Annotated in this window: 15 protein-coding genes; 11 read left to right on the forward strand and 4 right to left on the reverse strand. The window is 67.8% G+C overall.

Annotated features, from left to right (window positions below; translation table 11 throughout):
• The first annotated feature begins 18 nt into the window (after positions 1-18).
• From BM133_RS24360 to ygiD, 3 genes are all read left to right on the forward strand, one after another.
• Positions 19-198 carry a DUF3311 domain-containing protein gene (locus BM133_RS24360; RefSeq protein WP_093439587.1) on the forward strand — a complete coding sequence of 60 codons (180 nt, stop codon included), beginning with the start codon at positions 19-21 and terminating at the stop codon, positions 196-198.
• Positions 198-1,703: a monocarboxylate uptake permease MctP gene (mctP, locus tag BM133_RS24365; protein ID WP_093440369.1), complete on the forward strand. Its 1,506-nt coding sequence runs from the start codon at positions 198-200 to the stop codon at positions 1,701-1,703. Before BM133_RS24360 ends, mctP begins: the two co-directional genes overlap by 1 nt.
• Before the next feature lie 91 nt (positions 1,704-1,794).
• Entirely contained in the window at positions 1,795-2,706 is a 912-nt protein-coding gene (gene ygiD, locus BM133_RS24370) for a 4,5-DOPA-extradiol-dioxygenase (RefSeq protein WP_093439589.1), read from the forward strand.
• A 36-nt stretch (positions 2,707-2,742) separates the two neighbouring features.
• On the opposite strand, the gene zwf is transcribed toward ygiD, so the two are convergent.
• On the reverse strand, positions 2,743-4,215 hold the full coding sequence (zwf, locus tag BM133_RS24375; RefSeq protein WP_093439592.1) for a glucose-6-phosphate dehydrogenase: 1,473 nt from the start codon (positions 4,213-4,215) through the stop codon (positions 2,743-2,745).
• A 155-nt stretch (positions 4,216-4,370) separates the two neighbouring features.
• Here zwf and BM133_RS24380 point away from each other — a divergent pair, with 155 nt between their 5' ends.
• Genes BM133_RS24380 through BM133_RS24400 form a run of 5 tightly spaced genes read left to right on the forward strand, consistent with a single transcriptional unit; the run spans position 4,371 to position 9,920 of the window.
• Entirely contained in the window at positions 4,371-5,381 is a 1,011-nt protein-coding gene (locus BM133_RS24380) for an ABC transporter substrate-binding protein (protein ID WP_093439594.1), read from the forward strand.
• Positions 5,382-7,643 (forward strand): ABC transporter permease, encoded by a 2,262-nt coding sequence (locus BM133_RS24385; protein ID WP_093439597.1) that lies wholly within the window; start codon positions 5,382-5,384, stop codon positions 7,641-7,643.
• Between the two features lie 10 nt (positions 7,644-7,653).
• Positions 7,654-8,205, forward strand: coding sequence for a hypothetical protein (locus BM133_RS24390; protein WP_143100212.1), 552 nt, complete (start codon positions 7,654-7,656; stop codon positions 8,203-8,205).
• On the forward strand, positions 8,202-9,245 hold the full coding sequence (locus tag BM133_RS24395; protein WP_093439602.1) for an ABC transporter ATP-binding protein: 1,044 nt from the start codon (positions 8,202-8,204) through the stop codon (positions 9,243-9,245). The genes BM133_RS24390 and BM133_RS24395 overlap by 4 nt, the downstream gene beginning before the upstream one ends.
• A 12-nt stretch (positions 9,246-9,257) precedes the next feature.
• Positions 9,258-9,920 carry an HAD family hydrolase gene (locus tag BM133_RS24400; protein WP_093439604.1) on the forward strand — a complete coding sequence of 221 codons (663 nt, stop codon included), beginning with the start codon at positions 9,258-9,260 and terminating at the stop codon, positions 9,918-9,920.
• Here BM133_RS24400 and BM133_RS24405 read toward each other — a convergent pair.
• Positions 9,866-10,540 (reverse strand): lipocalin family protein, encoded by a 675-nt coding sequence (locus BM133_RS24405; RefSeq protein ID WP_093439607.1) that lies wholly within the window; start codon positions 10,538-10,540, stop codon positions 9,866-9,868. The two genes, BM133_RS24400 and BM133_RS24405, sit on opposite strands and share 55 nt — an antisense overlap.
• A gap of 243 nt (positions 10,541-10,783) precedes the next feature.
• Here BM133_RS24405 and tal point away from each other — a divergent pair, with 243 nt between their 5' ends.
• Positions 10,784-11,740 (forward strand): transaldolase, encoded by a 957-nt coding sequence (tal, locus tag BM133_RS24410; protein WP_093439609.1) that lies wholly within the window; start codon positions 10,784-10,786, stop codon positions 11,738-11,740.
• Between the two features lie 2 nt (positions 11,741-11,742).
• The gene (gene pgi / locus BM133_RS24415) at positions 11,743-13,302 is read left to right on the forward strand and encodes a glucose-6-phosphate isomerase (RefSeq protein ID WP_093439612.1); all 1,560 of its coding nucleotides are present in this window, start codon (positions 11,743-11,745) and stop codon (positions 13,300-13,302) included.
• 6 nt (positions 13,303-13,308) lie between these two features.
• Here the strand turns inward: pgi and BM133_RS24420 are convergent, their stop codons facing one another.
• Positions 13,309-14,370 (reverse strand): 4-hydroxythreonine-4-phosphate dehydrogenase PdxA, encoded by a 1,062-nt coding sequence (locus BM133_RS24420; protein ID WP_093439615.1) that lies wholly within the window; start codon positions 14,368-14,370, stop codon positions 13,309-13,311.
• A 41-nt stretch (positions 14,371-14,411) separates the two neighbouring features.
• Positions 14,412-15,386, reverse strand: coding sequence for a Bug family tripartite tricarboxylate transporter substrate binding protein (locus tag BM133_RS24425; RefSeq protein WP_093439617.1), 975 nt, complete (start codon positions 15,384-15,386; stop codon positions 14,412-14,414).
• Positions 15,387-15,478: 92 nt separating this feature from the next.
• Between BM133_RS24425 and BM133_RS24430 the strand changes: the two genes are divergently transcribed.
• The gene (locus BM133_RS24430) at positions 15,479-16,423 is read left to right on the forward strand and encodes a LysR family transcriptional regulator (protein ID WP_256219346.1); all 945 of its coding nucleotides are present in this window, start codon (positions 15,479-15,481) and stop codon (positions 16,421-16,423) included.
• The last annotated feature ends 119 nt before the right edge of the window (positions 16,424-16,542 follow it).

Consider the following 16,542-nt stretch of genomic DNA (forward strand, 5'->3'; position numbering starts at 1 on the left):
CACCAAGGAGAACAGCACATGTGGGCCCTGCTCTTGTTGCCCTTCGTGGGTTTGTTGTGGCTTCCGTTCTACAACAGCCCGTTGCCCGAATTGTTCGGCTTTCCCTTCTTCTACTGGTACCAGTTGCTGTGGGTGCCGATCACGGCGCTCCTGATCTGGATCGTGTACCGCAGCGGGTATGAAGAGGGAGACGAATGATGAGCGGCCAGATCAACTGGACCGCGCTGTCGGTCTTCATCTTCTTCTTCGTGCTGGTCACCGTGATGGGCTTTGCCGCCTCGCGCTGGCAGACCGGCGGCAAGAACAGCAAGGGCGCCCACCTGGATGAATGGGGGCTGGGCGGCCGCAACTTCGGCACCTGGATCACCTGGTTCCTCGTGGGCGGCGACTTCTACACCGCCTACACCGTGATCGCCGTGCCCGCGCTGGTCTACGCCGTGGGCGCATACGGTTTCTTCGCGCTGCCCTACACCATCCTCGTCTACCCGATCGTCTTCATCATCATGCCCAGGCTCTGGCATGCGGCGCATCGCGCGGGCCATGTGACGGCGGCCGACGTGGTCTATGGCCGCTACGGTTCCCGCGCGCTCGAGCTGGCCGTGGCCGTGACCGGCGTGGTCGCGACCATGCCCTACATCGCACTGCAGCTCGTGGGCATGGAGGTCGTCATCAAGGCGCTGGGCCTGACGGGCGAGCTGCCGCTGGCCGCGGCCTTCGTGATCCTGGCGCTCTACACCTACTCGGCCGGGCTGCGCGCGCCCGCGCTGATCGCCTTCGTCAAGGACCTGATGATCTACATCGTGGTGCTGGTGGCGGTGGTGCTGGTGCCCCTGAAGCTGGGCGGCTACAGCAGCGTGTTCCACGCGGCCGGCGATGCCTTCGCGGCCAAGGGCGGCGCGACCGGCCTCACGCTCAAGCCGGCGCAATACCTGCCGTATGCGAGCCTGGCGCTGGGCTCGGCGCTGGCGGCCTTCATGTACCCGCACACGCTCACGGGCATCTTCGCGGCCAGGAGCGCCAACACCATCCGCAAGAACGCGGTCTTCCTGCCGGCGTACACGGTGCTGCTGGGCCTGATCGCGCTGCTGGGCTACATGGCCTATGCAGCCCACCTCACGGTCAAGAGCAACAACGACGTGGTGCCCGCGCTCTTCAATGCGCTGTTCCCGTCGTGGTTCGCGGGCTTCGCGTTCGCCGCCATCGCCATCGGTGCGCTGGTGCCGGCGGCGGTGATGTCGATCGGTGCGGCCAACCTGTTCACGCGCAATTTCTGGAAGGCCTATGTGCGGCCCGACGTGACGCCCGCCGGCGAGGCCAAGGTCGCCAAGATCGTGTCGCTGGTGGTCAAGGTGGGGGCGCTGGTGTTCATCCTGTTCCTGCCGACGCAGTTCGCGCTCGACCTGCAGCTGCTCGGTGGACTGTGGATCCTGCAGACCTTCCCGGCCGTGGTGTTCGGTCTGTTCTTCGGCTGGTTCCGGGCGCCGGCGCTGCTCGCCGGCTGGCTCGTGGGCCTCGTCGGCGGCAGCTGGATCGCCTTTTCGGACGGCATCAAGCCGGTCCACACCTTCGTGATCGGCGACGGCAGCTACACGCTCTATACCGGGTTGACCGCGCTGGTGCTCAACATCGTCGTGGCCGTGGTGGTGCAGCTGGTGGTCAAGGGCGCTCCGTTGCGAGAGGCGCCCGTGCTGCGCGGGAAGTAGCGTGAACAGGCCCTGATCCGAATCCGGCCGGCTTTCCGAAAGTGTGCGCAAAGGCACCGCCCGGTGCCGGAATCTGCGGCAGAGTCGCGCCATGGCAATGACGACGGCAACAACGATTTCCGCAGGCTGGGGCCGGCGCGGCTTTCTCATGGGGTCTGCGCTCGGCGCCACCACCGCGCTGGCCGCCATGGCATCGCTCGCGCATGCAGCCGGTGCGCCCTCGCGGCGGATGCCGGTCATCTTCATCGGCCACGGCACGCCGATGAACGCCCTCGCCGACAACGCATTCACGCGCCGCCTGTCCGCATGGGGCAGGGAACTGCCGCCGCCGACGGCCATCCTCAGCGTGTCGGCGCACTGGCTGAGCCGCGGCGCGACCGGCGTCGGCATGCAGGCCAGGCCCAGGACGATCCACGACTTCGGCGGGTTCCCGCAGGCGCTGTTCGATGTCGACTACCCCGCGCCCGGCCATCCGGCGCTGGCCCGCGAAACCGTCGGCGTGGTGAAGCAGGCGCCGGTGATCGCCACCGAGCAATGGGGCCTGGACCATGGCACCTGGTCGGTGCTCAGGCACCTCTACCCGAAGGCCGACGTTCCCGTCTTCCAGCTCAGCATCGACTACGACAAGCCGGCCGCCTTCCACTACGCGGTGGGGCGCGACCTGGCCGCGTTGCGCGACAAGGGGGTGCTGGTGATGGGCAGCGGCAACGTGGTGCACAACCTGCGCGCCACCGACCGCGGCACCGCCGACGGGCCGAAGGCGAGCCGCCCCTGGGCGCAGTCGTTCGACGATGCGGTGAAGTCGGCGCTCGCCGGCCGCGACGACCGCGCGTTGATCGGCTATGAAAAGCTGGAGGGCGCGTCCACTGCCGTGGCAATGCCCGATCACTACTTCCCGTTTCTCTACGCCCTGGGCGCCGCCGGTGCGGGCGAGCGTGCGAAGACGGTCTACGAGGGGTTCCAGTCCGGCACGCTCAGCATGCGCTGCGTGCAGTTCGGCTGAAGGCGCGAAGGAACCGTCGCGCCTTCAGGGCCTGAGTTACTGCTCTTCGCCCCACGAGAAGCCGTCGCGCGCAATCATCGCGCTCGATGCGCTCGGGCCCCAGGTGCCGGCCGCGTAGGGACGCGGGCCGCCGTCGGATTCCCAGCTGTCGATCAGCGGCTCCACCCAGCGCCATGCCTCTTCCTGCTCGTCGCTGCGCACGAACAGGTTCAGTCGCCCGTCGATCACGTCGAGCAGCAGGCGCTCGTAGGCGCCCACGCGCTCGACGCCGAAGCGCTTGTCGAAGTCCAGATCCAGCTGCACCGGCGCCAGTTGCGCGGCGGCGCTCTGGTTGCCGTTGGTGCGCTGGCGGTTGTCCTGTGCCTGCGCAAGCATGTGCAGCTCCAGCCCGTCCTTGGGCTGCAGGTTGATCACCAGCTTGTTGACGCTGCCCGCCGGTGCGCGGTAGATCGCATGCGGCGTCGGGCGGAAGTTGACCTCGATGCGCGCATCGCGCGATGCCAGGCGCTTGCCGGTGCGGATGTAGAACGGCACGCCGGCCCAGCGCCAGTTGGCGATTTCGGTGCGCAGTGCCACGAAGGTCTCGGTGCGGCTGTCGGGGTCGACGCCGGGCTCGTCGCGGTAGCCCTGCACCCGCTCGCCGTAGGCGGTGCCGGCGGTGTACTGGCCGCGGATCGCGTGCAGGCTCAGGCTCTCGGGCGTCCAGGGTTTGAGGGCGCGCAACACCTTCAGTTTTTCGTCGCGGATCGCGTCGGCGTGGGAGTTGATCGGCGGCTCCATGCCGATCGCGCACAAGAGCTGCAGCGCGTGGTTCTGCACCATGTCGCGCAGCGCGCCGGTCTGGTCGTAGAAGGCGCCGCGCTTCTCCACGCCCAGGTCTTCGGCGATGGTGATCTGGATGTTGGCGATGTGCTCGCGGCGCCAGATGGGCTCGAAGAGCGCGTTGCCGAAGCGCATCGCGAACAGGTTCTGCACCGAGGGCTTGCCCAGGTAATGGTCGATGCGAAAGACCTGCTTCTCCTCGAGCACCTTGCCCACCGCGGCATTGATGGCGCGGTTCGATGCGAGGTCGTGGCCGAGCGGCTTCTCCAGCACGATGCGGGTCCTGGGGCCGTTGAGGCCGGCCGCTGCGATCTGCTCGACCACCTGGGTGAAGAGGGCGGGCGCCGTGGCCACGTACATCACCACCGTCGAAGCGTCGCGCTGCTTGAGCAGGTCGGCCAGCCTGGCGTAGTCGTCCGGCTTGGACAGGTCCATGCGCAGGTAGTACAGCATCGAGGCGAACTTCTTGAACTCCTCGGGCGAGGGGCGCTTGGCGCCTTCGACCGCGCTGAAGCGCGACTGGATCAGCTCGCGGTACTGGTCGTCCGAGAGGTCATCCCGCGCCACCCCGACGATGCGACCGTCCTGGGGGAGGCTGCCGTGCCGGAAGGCCTGGAACAGCGCGGGCATCAATTTGCGCCACGCAAGATCGCCAGTACCGCCGAACAGAACGAGATCGAAGCTCATGAAAAACTTTCCTTTGTCTGAGTGCCTGGAGACGTCCGGGCCTGCCGGCGCGCCAGTCGCGATGGTACTTGTACCGATTCCCCCGACCTGTACTAAAGCTACGCTGCCCCCAGGCCGCAAGGCCTTTTTTTATGCACGAGGCAGGGAAATACCAAATGAAGAAGCTTTTTTGCGCAGCCGCGCTCCTGGGCCTGTCGGCCGCCGCATCGGCACAGACCGTGAACGTGATCTGCTCGGTCCAGGCCGAATGGTGCAACGTGATCTCCACCGTCTATGCCCGCACCACGGGCGTTCGCATCAACATGGCCCTGAAGGGCTCGGGCGAGGCGCTGGCCCAGCTGATCGCCGAGAAGGACAACCCCAAGACCGACGTCTGGTTCGGCGGCACGGGCGATCCGCACCTGCAGGCGGCCGAGCAGGGCCTCACGCTCGAATACAAATCGCCCACGCTCGCCCAGCTGCACCCCTGGGCCCAGCAGCAGGCCAAGCAATCGGGCTACAAGACCGTGGGCATCTATTCGGGGCCGCTGGGCTTCGGCTACAACCCCGAGCTGCTCGCCAAGAAGAAGCTGCCCGTGCCCAAGACCTGGGCCGACCTGCTCAAGCCCGAGTACAAGGGCGACATCCAGGTGGCCAACCCCGCATCCAGCGGTACGGCCTACACCATGATCGCCACGCTGGTGCAGATGATGGGCGAGGACAAGGCCTTCGAGTACCTGAAGGCGCTGCATAAGAGCGTGGGCCAGTACACCCGCTCGGGCACCGGCCCGATCAAGGCGGTGGCGCGCGGCGAGACGGCGATCTCCATCAGCTTCGTGCACGACGGCCCGGGCGAGAAGATGCAGGGCTTTCCGGTCGAGACCATCACGCCCAGCGACGGCACCGGCGCCGAGATCGGCTCCATGAGCATCATCAAGGGCGCGCGCAACCTCGATGCGGCCAAGAAGTTCTACGAATGGGCCCTCACGCCCGCCGCGCAGGAACTGGGCGCGGCCAACAAGCAGTTCCAGCTGCCCAGCAACGTGGGCGCCAAGCTCGATTCGCGCATCCCCGATTTCAAGAAGATCAAGTTCATCAACTACGACTACGCCAAGTACGGCGCCAGCGCCGAGCGCCGGCGCCTGATCGCGCGCTGGGAAAAGGACGTCAACTCGCTGCCCCGCTAAGTGGAAGCGGAAGCTGCTTCCATCGGCGGCGCGCCGGTCAACCCGGCGTCCGTGGCAGCCGCCCGGCGTTCGCAGCGCTGGATCTGGGCGTGGGTCGCGCTGGGCTTTGCGGCGTATCTGCTGCTGCCCTGGTATGCGATCCAGGACGCGACCTGGTACGAAGCCGTTCCGCAGGTTTTCGGCCAGGCCGAGGGCGCCAACGGCCTGATGCAGGCCGCGACGCAGGGGCGCGGCTGGCTCTTCATCGGCCTGGCGGGCCTCTTCATGTGCGCGGTCGGCGCGTGGCTGCCGCCGGGCCGCGCCCAGGGGCGCTGGCTGCTGGCGGGGGGCGCGATCGGCGCCGTCGGCCTGTCGGTCGCGGGCTTCACCATCGGCGCGCGGGGCTGGAGCTTCGCGGCGCTCAACACGCAGTTCGGCGAGTTGGCGATCAACCAGTTCGGCATCGGCGCGGGCGGCTTCGTGGCGCTCACGGCACTCGTGCTGCTGGCGGCCTTCGGCATTGCGCGGCTCGGTCTCTTCAAGGGCGACCTGTTCGTGGCGGCCGCGGTCATCGGCTGCGGCGTGCTGATGGCGCTGTTCATTGCCTATCCGGTGAGCAAGGCGCTGTCGGGCGCGTTCTTCAACGAAGACGGGCAATGGTCGATCGGCGCCTTCGTCGCGCGTGTGTTCACCGAGCGCATCTGGGGCCTGGGGTGCCTGGCGGGCGGTGTGCGCTGCGGCGTGGCGTGGAACACGCTGGTGCTGGCGCTGCTCACCGCGGCAGGCACCACCTTCCTCGGCACGCTGATGGCGCTGATGGCCGAGCGCGGCAGCAGGCGCGGGCAGGGCGTGCTGCGGGTGCTGGCGCTGCTGCCGATCATCACGCCGCCGTTCGTGGTGGGCCTGGGCCTCATCCTGCTGTTCGGCCGCGCGGGCATCGTCAACCAGCTGCTGGAGAACCTGTTCGGCATCGAGCCGACGCGCTGGTTCTACGGCATGCCGGGCGTGCTGGTGGCGCAGCTCTTTGCCTTCACGCCCATCGCCTTCATGATCATGCGCGGCGTGGTGCAGGGCATCGCGCCCAGCCTCGAAGAGGCCGCGCAGATGCTGCGCGCCGACCGGCGCCGCACCTTCTTCACCGTGACGCTGCCGCTCCTGAAACCCGGGCTGGCCAACGCCTTCCTGGTCGGCTTCATCGAGAGCATTGCCGACTTCGGCAACCCGGTGGTGGTGGGCGGGCAGTTCTCGGTGCTCTCGACCGACATCTTCTTCGCCATCGTGGGTGCGCAGTACGACCAGGGCCGCGCGGCCTCGCTGGCCTGGGTGCTCACGCTGTTCGCGCTGGGCGTGTTCGCGCTGCAGCGCGGCCTGCTGGGCAAGCAGAACTACACCACCGTGAGCGGCAAGGGCGACGCGGGCATCGCGATGGCGCTGCCCGACGGCGTGCGCCGCACCATCCACTGCATCGCGCTGCCGTGGATCGCGTTCACCGCGGTGGTCTACCTCTTCGCCTTCGCGGGCGGTTTCGTGCAGACCTGGGGCCGCGACTACAGCTTCACGCTCAACCACTTCAAGAACGCGTTCGCGCTGGAGTGGGGCCAGTTCGGGCTGGTGTGGGCGGGCACGGCGTGGAATTCGCTCATCACCACGCTCAAGCTCGCGGGCATCTCGGCGCCGATCACCGCGGCGCTGGGCTTGCTGATCGCCTGGCTCCTGGCGCGCAACGAGTTCAAGGGGCAGGGCATCTTCGAGTTCGGCGCGCTGCTGGCCTTCGCCATTCCGGGCACGGTGCTCGGCGTGAGCTACATCCTGGCCTTCAACGTGCCGCCGCTGGAGCTCACGGGCACCGGGCTCATCATCGTGCTGTGCTTCATGTTCCGGAACCTGCCGGTGGGCGTGCGCGCCGGCACGGCGGCCTTCAAGCAGCTGGACCGCTCGCTCGACGAAGCCTCGCTGATGCTGCGTGCATCGACTTCGCAGACCTTGTTCAAGGTGGTGTTGCCGCTGCTCAAGCCCGCGCTGGTGGCCGCGCTGGTCTACAGCTTCGTGCGCGCGATGACGACGGTGAGCGCGGTGATCTTCCTGGTCACTGCCGAGAACGAGCTCGCCACCACGTACATCATCGGCCGCGTGGGCAACGGCGACTACGGCATTGCGCTGGCATATTGCACGGTGCTCATGATCCTGATGTCGCTGGCCATTGCGCTGGTGCAGTTCGTGGTCGGGGAGCGCAAGCTGGGGCGGCGCAAGGTGGCGCCGGTGGTGCCCGCACCCGTGCATTGAGGAAAAAAAGATGAGTGTTCATGCAGACCTCTTGCGTCAGCTCCAGACGGAGCAAACGCTGATCGACCTGTATCGCGACCGTTTGAGCCAGGATTCGCTCACCGGCGTCGTTTCCGGGTTCACCGACACGTTCGTCTACTTGAGCCTGTTCAGCGAGGACGGGTTGCCCAACGGCATCAGCGTGGTCCACCTGGGCGACGTCACCAGGATCAGGTGGCAGGGCAATGCGCTGCTCTCCATCCAGGCCTTGATCGATGCCAAGGCGTCGAGGCCCACAGTGCCCGAGCTCGATCTCGAATCGACACGCTCGGTCCTCGAGTCGATCCACAAAGCTTTCGGTTATGTGAATGTGATGACCGAGAACTCCAATTCATCGATCACCTTCATTGGCGAGATTGCGCAGATCGACGACATCTCCTTCGTCCTGAACGAATTCGGGACCATGAAGACCTGGCAGACGGCGCACCTGTGGTTGCGCATCGGCGACGTGACGCGCGCGGATGCCGATGCCCAATACGAGCGCGATATCCAATTTCTTGCCGAGCAAAGGCGCAGCACATGAGCAACGGCATCGAATTCCGCAACGTCGCCAAGCGCTACGGCACCGACAGGAACGCGCCGATGGCCGTCAAGGGCATCAGCTTCGAGGTGCCCGTGGGCACGCTCACGACGATCCTCGGTCCCTCGGGCTGCGGCAAGACGACCACGCTGCGCATGATCGCGGGCCTCGAATCGCCGACCTCGGGGTCCATCTTCATGGGCGGACGCGATGTGACGACGCTCGGCCCCGGCGAGCGCAACGTGAGCATGATGTTCCAGAGCTACGCGCTGTTCCCGCACATGAACGTGATCGAGAACGTGGGCTATGGCCTGCGCATGAGCGGCGTGAAGAAGGACGAGGCCACCTCGAGGGCGCGTGAAGCGCTCAGGGGCGTGGGCCTGGTCGGTTTCGACGAGCGACTGCCCAGCGAACTCTCGGGCGGCCAGCAGCAGCGCGTGGCGTTGGCGCGCGCGCTGGTGCTCGAACCCGCGGTGCTGCTGTTCGACGAGCCGCTCTCCAACCTGGACGCGCGCCTGCGCCGCGAGATGCGGGAAGAAATCCGTGCGCTGCAGCAGCGCCTGAAGCTCACCGTCGCCTACGTCACGCACGACCAGAGCGAGGCGCTGGCCGTGAGCGACCAGATCATCGTGATGGACCACGGCGTGATCGCCCAGCGCGGCACGCCCGAGCAACTCTACGGCCGGCCCGAGAGCGAGTTCGTCGCCGGCTTCATGGGCGAGGCGATGGTGTTCTCCGGCGTGGCAGAGGCCGACGGCAGCGTCACGCTCGGCCCGCTGCGCCTCAAGCCGCGCCACGCGGTCGCGCCCGGCACGGTGAAGGTGGCGGTGCGGCCCGAGGCGTGGGAGATCGGTGCGGCCGACGGGTTGCCTGCGACCCTGCGCAAGGCCGCGTACCTCGGCAGCTTCTACGAATACGGCTTCGACACCACGCTGGGCCCGGTCTTCGTGGTTTCGACCGACCTCGCGCAACCCTTGGCCGCGGGCGCGCAGACCACGCTGTCGCTGCGAACCCACGGCGTGAGCGTGGTGCCGGGCGCATGAAACAATGGCGCCATGAACGTGGTTTTCGATCTTGGCGCCGTGCTCCTCGCATGGGAGCCCACACGGCTGGTACAGGCCCATCTCGCCCCCCACGCACCGACTGACGCTGCCGCCGCGGCGCTGGGCCGGGCGCTTTTCCACCACGACGACTGGACCAGCTTCGATTGCGGCACCCGCACGCTGGACGATGCCATCGCCCGCATGGCGGCGCGGCTCTCGCTGCCGGCGGATCGACTCGATGCCATGCTCGGCAACCTGGGCGAGCGCCTCGAAGCCATCGAGGTCACCGTCGACATGCTCGAGCAACTGTTCGCCCACCGCGAAGCCGGGCAACCGCTGCGGCTCTATTACCTCTCGAACATGCCCGCGCCGTATGCGCGCGCGGTCGAGCGTCGGCACGCGTTCATGCGGCGCTTCGACGGCGGCGTGTTTTCGGGTGACGTGAAGTTCATCAAACCGGATCGTGAAATCTTCGAAGTGCTGGCGGTGCGCCATGCGCTCGACCCGGCAGAGACCGTGTTCATCGACGATTCGGCCGCCAACGTCGAGGCGGCACGCGCCTTCGGCTGGCAGGCGATCCACTGCACCGCGCCGGACATGCTGCCGGCGCAGCTTGCGCGCTACCTGCCTGTCAGCACGACCTTGTCGGCGTCGAAGCCCAGGCTGCGCGCGTAGTCCAGCTCGACCTGCAGCGCGGCGTCGTCCAGGCGCGGCGCGCGCGACAGCACCCAGAGGTATTCGCGGTCGGGCGTACCGACCAGCGCCACCTGGTAGTCGCGGTCGAGCTTCAGGATCCAGTAGTCCGCCCACACCATCGGCAGCCAGCCGAGCCACGCCGGCGCAAAGCGCACTTCGAGGCGGCCCGCGCCCGGCTGGCCGGCCACCGGCGCCACGCGCGCCGTGCCGATGGCCTCGTTGAAATTGCCGTCGGCCCGCACGCAGCGGTTGACCACCTGCACCGTGCCGTCGGGCTGCGGCGTGTACTCGGCCGTGACGGGACCCGAACAGGTCTTCTGGAAACGGTTGGGCAGCCGGGCCTGCTCGTGCCAGATGCCGGCATAGCGCTGCAGGTCCACGGGTGCCACCACCTGAAGCGGCGCGCGCATCAGCGGTGCGCCGTCGGCCGGGCCGGCCGGCCGGACGCGGGCGTTGCGCGCCGCGCCCAGCGCGAGCCAAGTGGCGACGCCGCCCACGACGAAGGCCGTGGCCATCGCGCCGATCGCCTGGCTGGTGCGGCGGTCGTCGAAAGCGGGGCCGGCGGGGGCTGCGGCGGGGCGTCGTTGGCGAGGGGACATGGGGGACTCCTGAAGGTAAGACGTTCGGCGTAAATCGCTCGTAACGATCAGGGTAGCCCTCGCCGATGGCCCCGTGCCGTCAGTCACGGACCACAGCCCCTGTAGGGGCAGGGCGGCCGACAACCCTGCGGGCAGAAGGCCGATGGAACGGCGCGAAAACCCGTGCTACGGTGCGCATGAAAACATCGGCCGACGCGCAACTGCGTGCAGGACTTGTCACAACCCGCACAGGATAATGATTTCATGAACCAACTCGATGCCCTCCGCCAGTGGACCACCGTCGTCGCCGACACCGGCGACTTCAAGCAGCTCAGCATTTCCAAGCCGCAGGACGCGACCACCAACCCGTCGCTGATCCTGAAGGCCGTTCAGAAGCCCGAATACCGCCCCCTGCTCGACGAGACCGTCAAGAAGCACGCGGGCAAGCCGCTGGACGAAGTCATCGACCGCCTGCTGGTGAACTTCGGCACCGAAATCCTTCAGATCATCCCGGGCCGCGTCTCCACCGAAGTCGACGCGCGCCTCTCGTTCGACACCGCCGCCACCATCGCCCGCGGCGAGCGCATCGTGGCGCTCTACAAGGCCGAAGGCATCGACACCGAGAAGCGCCTGCTCATCAAGGTGGCCTCCACCTGGGAAGGCATCGAGGCCGCGCGCCAGCTCGAGCTGAAGGGCATCCGCACCAACCTCACGCTGCTGTTCTCGTTCGCGCAGGCCGTGGCCTGCGGCGCCGCGAAGGTGCAGCTGATCTCGCCCTTCGTGGGCCGCATCTACGACTGGTACAAGAAGTCGGCCGGCGCGAAGTGGGACGAAACGGCCAGCGCGGGCGCCAACGATCCGGGCGTGAAGTCGGTGCACGAAATCTTCAACTACTACAAGCAGAACGGCATCAAGACCGAGGTGATGGGTGCGAGCTTTCGCAATGTGGGACAGATCCAGGCGCTGGCCGGCTGCGACCTGCTGACCATCAGCCCCGAGCTGCTGGCCGAGCTGGCCGCGAGCAACGAGCCGCTGGAACACGCGCTCGATGCCAAGGCTGCCACCAAGGGCGATGCCAAGAAGGTGAGCTACGACGAAGCCGGTTTCCGCTTCGCGCTCAACGAAGACGCGATGGCCACCGAGAAGCTCGCCGAAGGCATCCGCGCCTTCGCGGCCGATGCCGTGAAGCTCGAGAAGCTCATGCAGGAAAGCGGCAAGTAAACATGGTCATGACCCACGTGACCCAACGCTGCGACCGTGCGCCGGCCTGGGCGCAACTGCAGACCGCCTTCGAGACGGCGGGCCGCCAGTTCGACGTGCGCCATGCCTTCGTGGACGACGCGGGGCGCTTCGAGCGCTTCAGCCAGGAGGCGCCCTTCGTCTTCGCGGACCTTTCCAAGAACCTGATCGACGCGCGCACCGAAGAGTTGCTGCTCACGCTGGCCCGCGAGTGCGGCCTGGAGGCACACCGCGACGCGATGTTCGCGGGCGAGCACATCAACAACACCGAAGACCGCGCCGTGCTGCACACGCTGCTGCGCGCGCCGGCGGATGCGAATGTGGGCAAGACGGCCGACAAGCTGCGCGAGGTGCATGAAACGCTCGACGCGATGTTGGCCTATGCCCAGAAGGTGCGCGGCGACCACACGATCACCGACGTGGTCAACATCGGCATCGGCGGCTCCGACCTCGGCCCGCAGATGGCGGTGCTGGCGCTCGCGGAGTTCGCGGCACCCGGCAAGCGCTTTCACTTCGTCTCGAACGTCGACGGCCACGAACTGGCCGGCGTGCTGCGCGACCTGGCGCCGGAGCACACGCTGTTCCTGATTGCCTCCAAGACCTTCACCACCGCCGAGACCATGACGAACGCGCTCTCGGCCAAGCGCTGGTACGAGCAGTCGGGCGGCACCGACATCGCCGGCCACTTCGCCGCGCTCACCACCAACGTGGAAGCGGCGAACAAGTTCGGCATCGAGACGACCTTCGGTTTCTGGGACTGGGTGGGCGGCCGCTATTCGCTGTGGTCTGCCATCGGCCTGCCGATCGCGCTGGCCATCGGCGCCGACGGTTTCCGCCGGCTGCTCGCGGGCGCGCATGCGATGGACGAGCACTTTCGCACCGCGCCGCTCGAAAAGAACCTGCCGGTGCGCCTGGGCCTGCTGGACGTCTGGTACCGCAATTTCCACAAGTTCACGAGCCGCAGCATCGCGCCCTATCACAGCGCCTTGAAGCGCGTGCCGGCCTACCTGCAGCAGCTGGAGATGGAGAGCAACGGCAAGCAGGTCGATGCGAGCGGCAAGCCCGTGGCGTTCGGCACCTCGCCCGTGCTCTGGGGCGAGCCCGGCACCAACGGCCAGCATGCCTACTTCCAGATGCTGCACCAGGGCACGGACGTGACCCCGCTCGAATTCGTGGCGGTGCGCGATGCGGCGCACGACCTGGAAGGCCACCACCCCAAGCTCCTGGCCAACGCGCTCGCGCAGGCGCAGGCGCTGATGGTCGGCAAGCTGGACGAGGGCGGCCACAAGAACTTCCCGGGCAACCGCCCGAGCACCTTCTTCGTGTTCGAAAAGCTCACGCCTGAAGCGCTGGGTGCCTTCCTCGCGATGTACGAGCACCGCGTGTTCACCAGCGGCGCGCTGTGGGGCATCAACAGCTTCGACCAGTGGGGCGTGGAGCTGGGCAAGGTGCTGGCCAGGGACATCGAGCCGCGCCTCGCCTCGGGCGATGTCACGGGGCTCGACGCTTCGACGGCGGGTCTGCTCAAGCGCCTCGGCGCCTGAAGAACTTCAGGCCGCAGCCGTCTCCGCGGGCGCCCGCGCAGGCGCGCCGCTCGCCATGCGCACGCACAGGTCGAAGGCCTGCTGCAGCCCTTCGATCTGCGCGATGCCTTTGCCGGCAATGTCGAAGGCGCTGCCGCTGGCCGACGTGGCCACGGGCACGGGCAGCCCGCCGTGCAGCGTCACGCCCTGCTCGAAGCCCATGAGCTTCATCGCGATCTGGCCCTGGTCGTGGTACATCGACACCACCGCATCCACGTCGCCGCGGCGCGCGCCGATGAACACCGTGTCGGGCGAGAACGGGCCGCGCGCGTCGTAGCCTTCGGCGCGCAGCTGCGCGATGGCCGGCGCGATGATCTCGATCTCTTCCATGCCGATGGAGCCGCCGTCGCCCGCGTGCGGGTTGAGCCCCGTCACCGCGATGCGCGGCTGCGCCACGCCCGCGCGGCGCAGCGCCTGCGCGATGATCTTCACCGCGTCGCCCACACCCTGGACCGTGATGTGGCTCGCCACGTCCTTCAGCGGAATGTGCGAGGTCACGCGCGAGGTCCAGAGCGACCCGGTGAGGTTGAACTCGCAGACGAAGCCCGTCACCGCGAAGCGCTCCTGCATGTAGCGCAGCTCGTCCTCGTGCGTGAGGCCGCCCAGGCGCAGCGAATGCTTGTTGAGCGGCGCGAAGACGATCGCGTCGGCCTGCCCGCGTCGCACCGTCACCGTCGCGTATTCGAGCGCCTCGAACGAGGCCCGGCCCGAGCGCTCGTTCGATTCGCCCAGCACCGGCGCCTCGCCTTCCATCCAGTCGCGCAGGTACAGGCTGAGGCGGCCGTCCTCGAAGCGAAGATCGTTGAGGCCGTCGACCTGCAGCGGGGCCAGCTTCACGCCGGCCACGCGCTCGCCCTCGGCCAGCACGATCGGGTCGGCGATCAGCAGCACGCGCGCGGCGTCCAGGTTGCGCTGGCGCGCCAGCAGCTTCACGGCCATCTCGGGGCCGACGCCGCTGGGGTCGCCCAGCAGCACGACGATGCGGGGCTTGGCGGCGATCACGCTCGGGGTTTTGGTTTGCGTTGACATGGTCGGGAGGGAAGTTGGAGTGAGTGAGATGGAGGGCGGCCTCATTCGGCCTTGATGTTGGCGTCGCGCACGAGCTGGCCGTAGTGGTCGAACTCCTGCCTGTTCATCGCCGCGAAGGGGTCGCCGGTCAGCGCGCCGGGCTCGCCGCCCAGGGCCTTGATGCGCGCCTGCACGTCGGCCAGCTTGAGCGTGCGCACGAGCTCGGCGTTCAGCCTGTCGACCGCGGGGCGGGGCGTTCCGGCCGTCACGTAGAGGCCGTACCAGGTGGACACGTCGGCGCCCTTGACGCCCTGCTCGGCCAGCGTGGGCACGTCGGGCAGTTCGGGCGAGCGCTGCGGCGCGCTCACGGCCAGCGCGCGGAACTTGCCGGCCTTGATCTGGCCCATGGCCGAGGAGGTGCTGTCGAACATCATGTCGACCTCGCCCGAGATGATGTCGATGTGCGCCTGCGAGCTGCCCTTGTAGGGCACGTGGATCGACTTCATGCCCGTGGCCAGGTTGAAGGCCTCGCCGCCCACGTGCTGCGTGCTGCCGATGCCCGACGACGCGTACTTGAAGCCGCCGGGCTTCGCGGCCATGGCGGCCACGAGGTCCTTCACCGACCTGTAGGGCGAATTGGCCGACACCACCAGCACGTTGGGCATCACGGCCACGAGGCCGATGGGCGTCAGGTCTTTCAGCGGGTCGTACTTCAGCTTGAGGATGTGCGGCGCCACCGCCTGCGCGGTGTTGGTGGCCAGGAGCAGCGTGGCGCCATCGGCCGCCGCGCGTGCCGTGAGTTCGCCGGCGATGGTGTTGGAGGCGCCGGGGCGGTTCTCCACCGTCACGGGTTGCTTCAACACTGGCGAGAACTTGTCGGCCAGCACGCGCGCGAGGATGTCGGTGCCGCCGCCGGGCGAGGCGCCGACCATGATGCGAAGGGGCTTGTCGGGGTAGTTGGGCTGGGCGCCGGCTGCCGTTGCGGCCAGCGCCCATGCGGCGATGCCGGCCGCGCGGGCCAGGGAAGAAAGGCTCATCGGGTTGTCTCCTGTTCTGTTTGGCCCGAGCCTACGGAGCTTCACCCTCGCAATCCAATCGTAAAAGTCCGAAGGTCCATATACTTTTGTGCATGACCAATGCGACCCAGGGCCTGACCGACGCCTCGCTGATGCTCCTTGTGCGGCCTCGTCAACTGCTGCTGCTGGCCCGGCTCGACGCTCACCGTCACTTGGGGCGCGCGGCCGAAGCCATGAACATCAGCCAGCCCGCCGCCACCAAGCTGCTGCAGCAATTGGAAGATTCGCTGGGCGAAAAGCTCTTCGAACGTCTCGCGCGCGGCATGGAGCCCACGCCCTACGGCGAGATCCTCATCCGCTACGCCCGCCGCGTGCTCAGCGACTTCGGCACCGCGCGCGAGGAAATGCTCGCGCTGCGCTCGGGCCTGAGCGGCGCGCTGCGCGTGGGCAGCGTGCCGGGCGCGGTGCCCGAGTTGCTGGCGCCGGCGCTCGTGGAGTACCACCGCCGCCATCCGCAGGTGGCCGTGTCGGTGGTGGTGGAGACCAGCGACGTGATGCAGGCGCAGCTGGAGCAGGGCGACGTCGACCTCGTGCTGGGCCGGCTCACCGACGGGCACGACGAGGCGAAGTACGCGAGCGTGCCGCTGCTGGGCGAATCGCAGGTGGTGGTGGTGCGCGCGGCGCACCCGGTGTTCGAGCGCACCGCTCCGGTCACGCTGGCCGAGATGGCGGGCTGGTCGTGGGTGCTGCAGCCGCCGGGCTCGCCGCAGCGCGGGCGCTTCGAGGCGGCGATGTGGGAAGCAGGCATCCAGGCGCGGCTGGACATCATCGAAACGGCATCGCCCATCGCCATCACGGCGCTGCTGGAAAACTCCGACATGGCCGCGGTGATGCCGGCCTCGCAGGCCAATCACTACGCCCGGCTGGGCGTATTGCGCACCGTGCCGGTGGAGCTGCCGGTGCGCGTGCCGCCCATCTGCCTCATCACCCGCGAGGACCGGGCGCTCTCGCCGGCGGCCGCGCAGTTCCGGCGCCAATTGCTGGGCGGCGGTACCTGAATTTCGCCTGAGGCCTTTGGCTTGCGGTTTTCCATGCTGTGTTGCACCAATTAGGGAATTCACTAGCCAACCAGTGCATGAAAGTACTGGAGGTAACCGTGGAAGTACCAAAACTGCAA

The organism is Variovorax sp. 770b2, from assembly GCF_900115685.1.
Taxonomy (GTDB): Bacteria; Pseudomonadota; Gammaproteobacteria; order Burkholderiales; family Burkholderiaceae_C; genus Variovorax.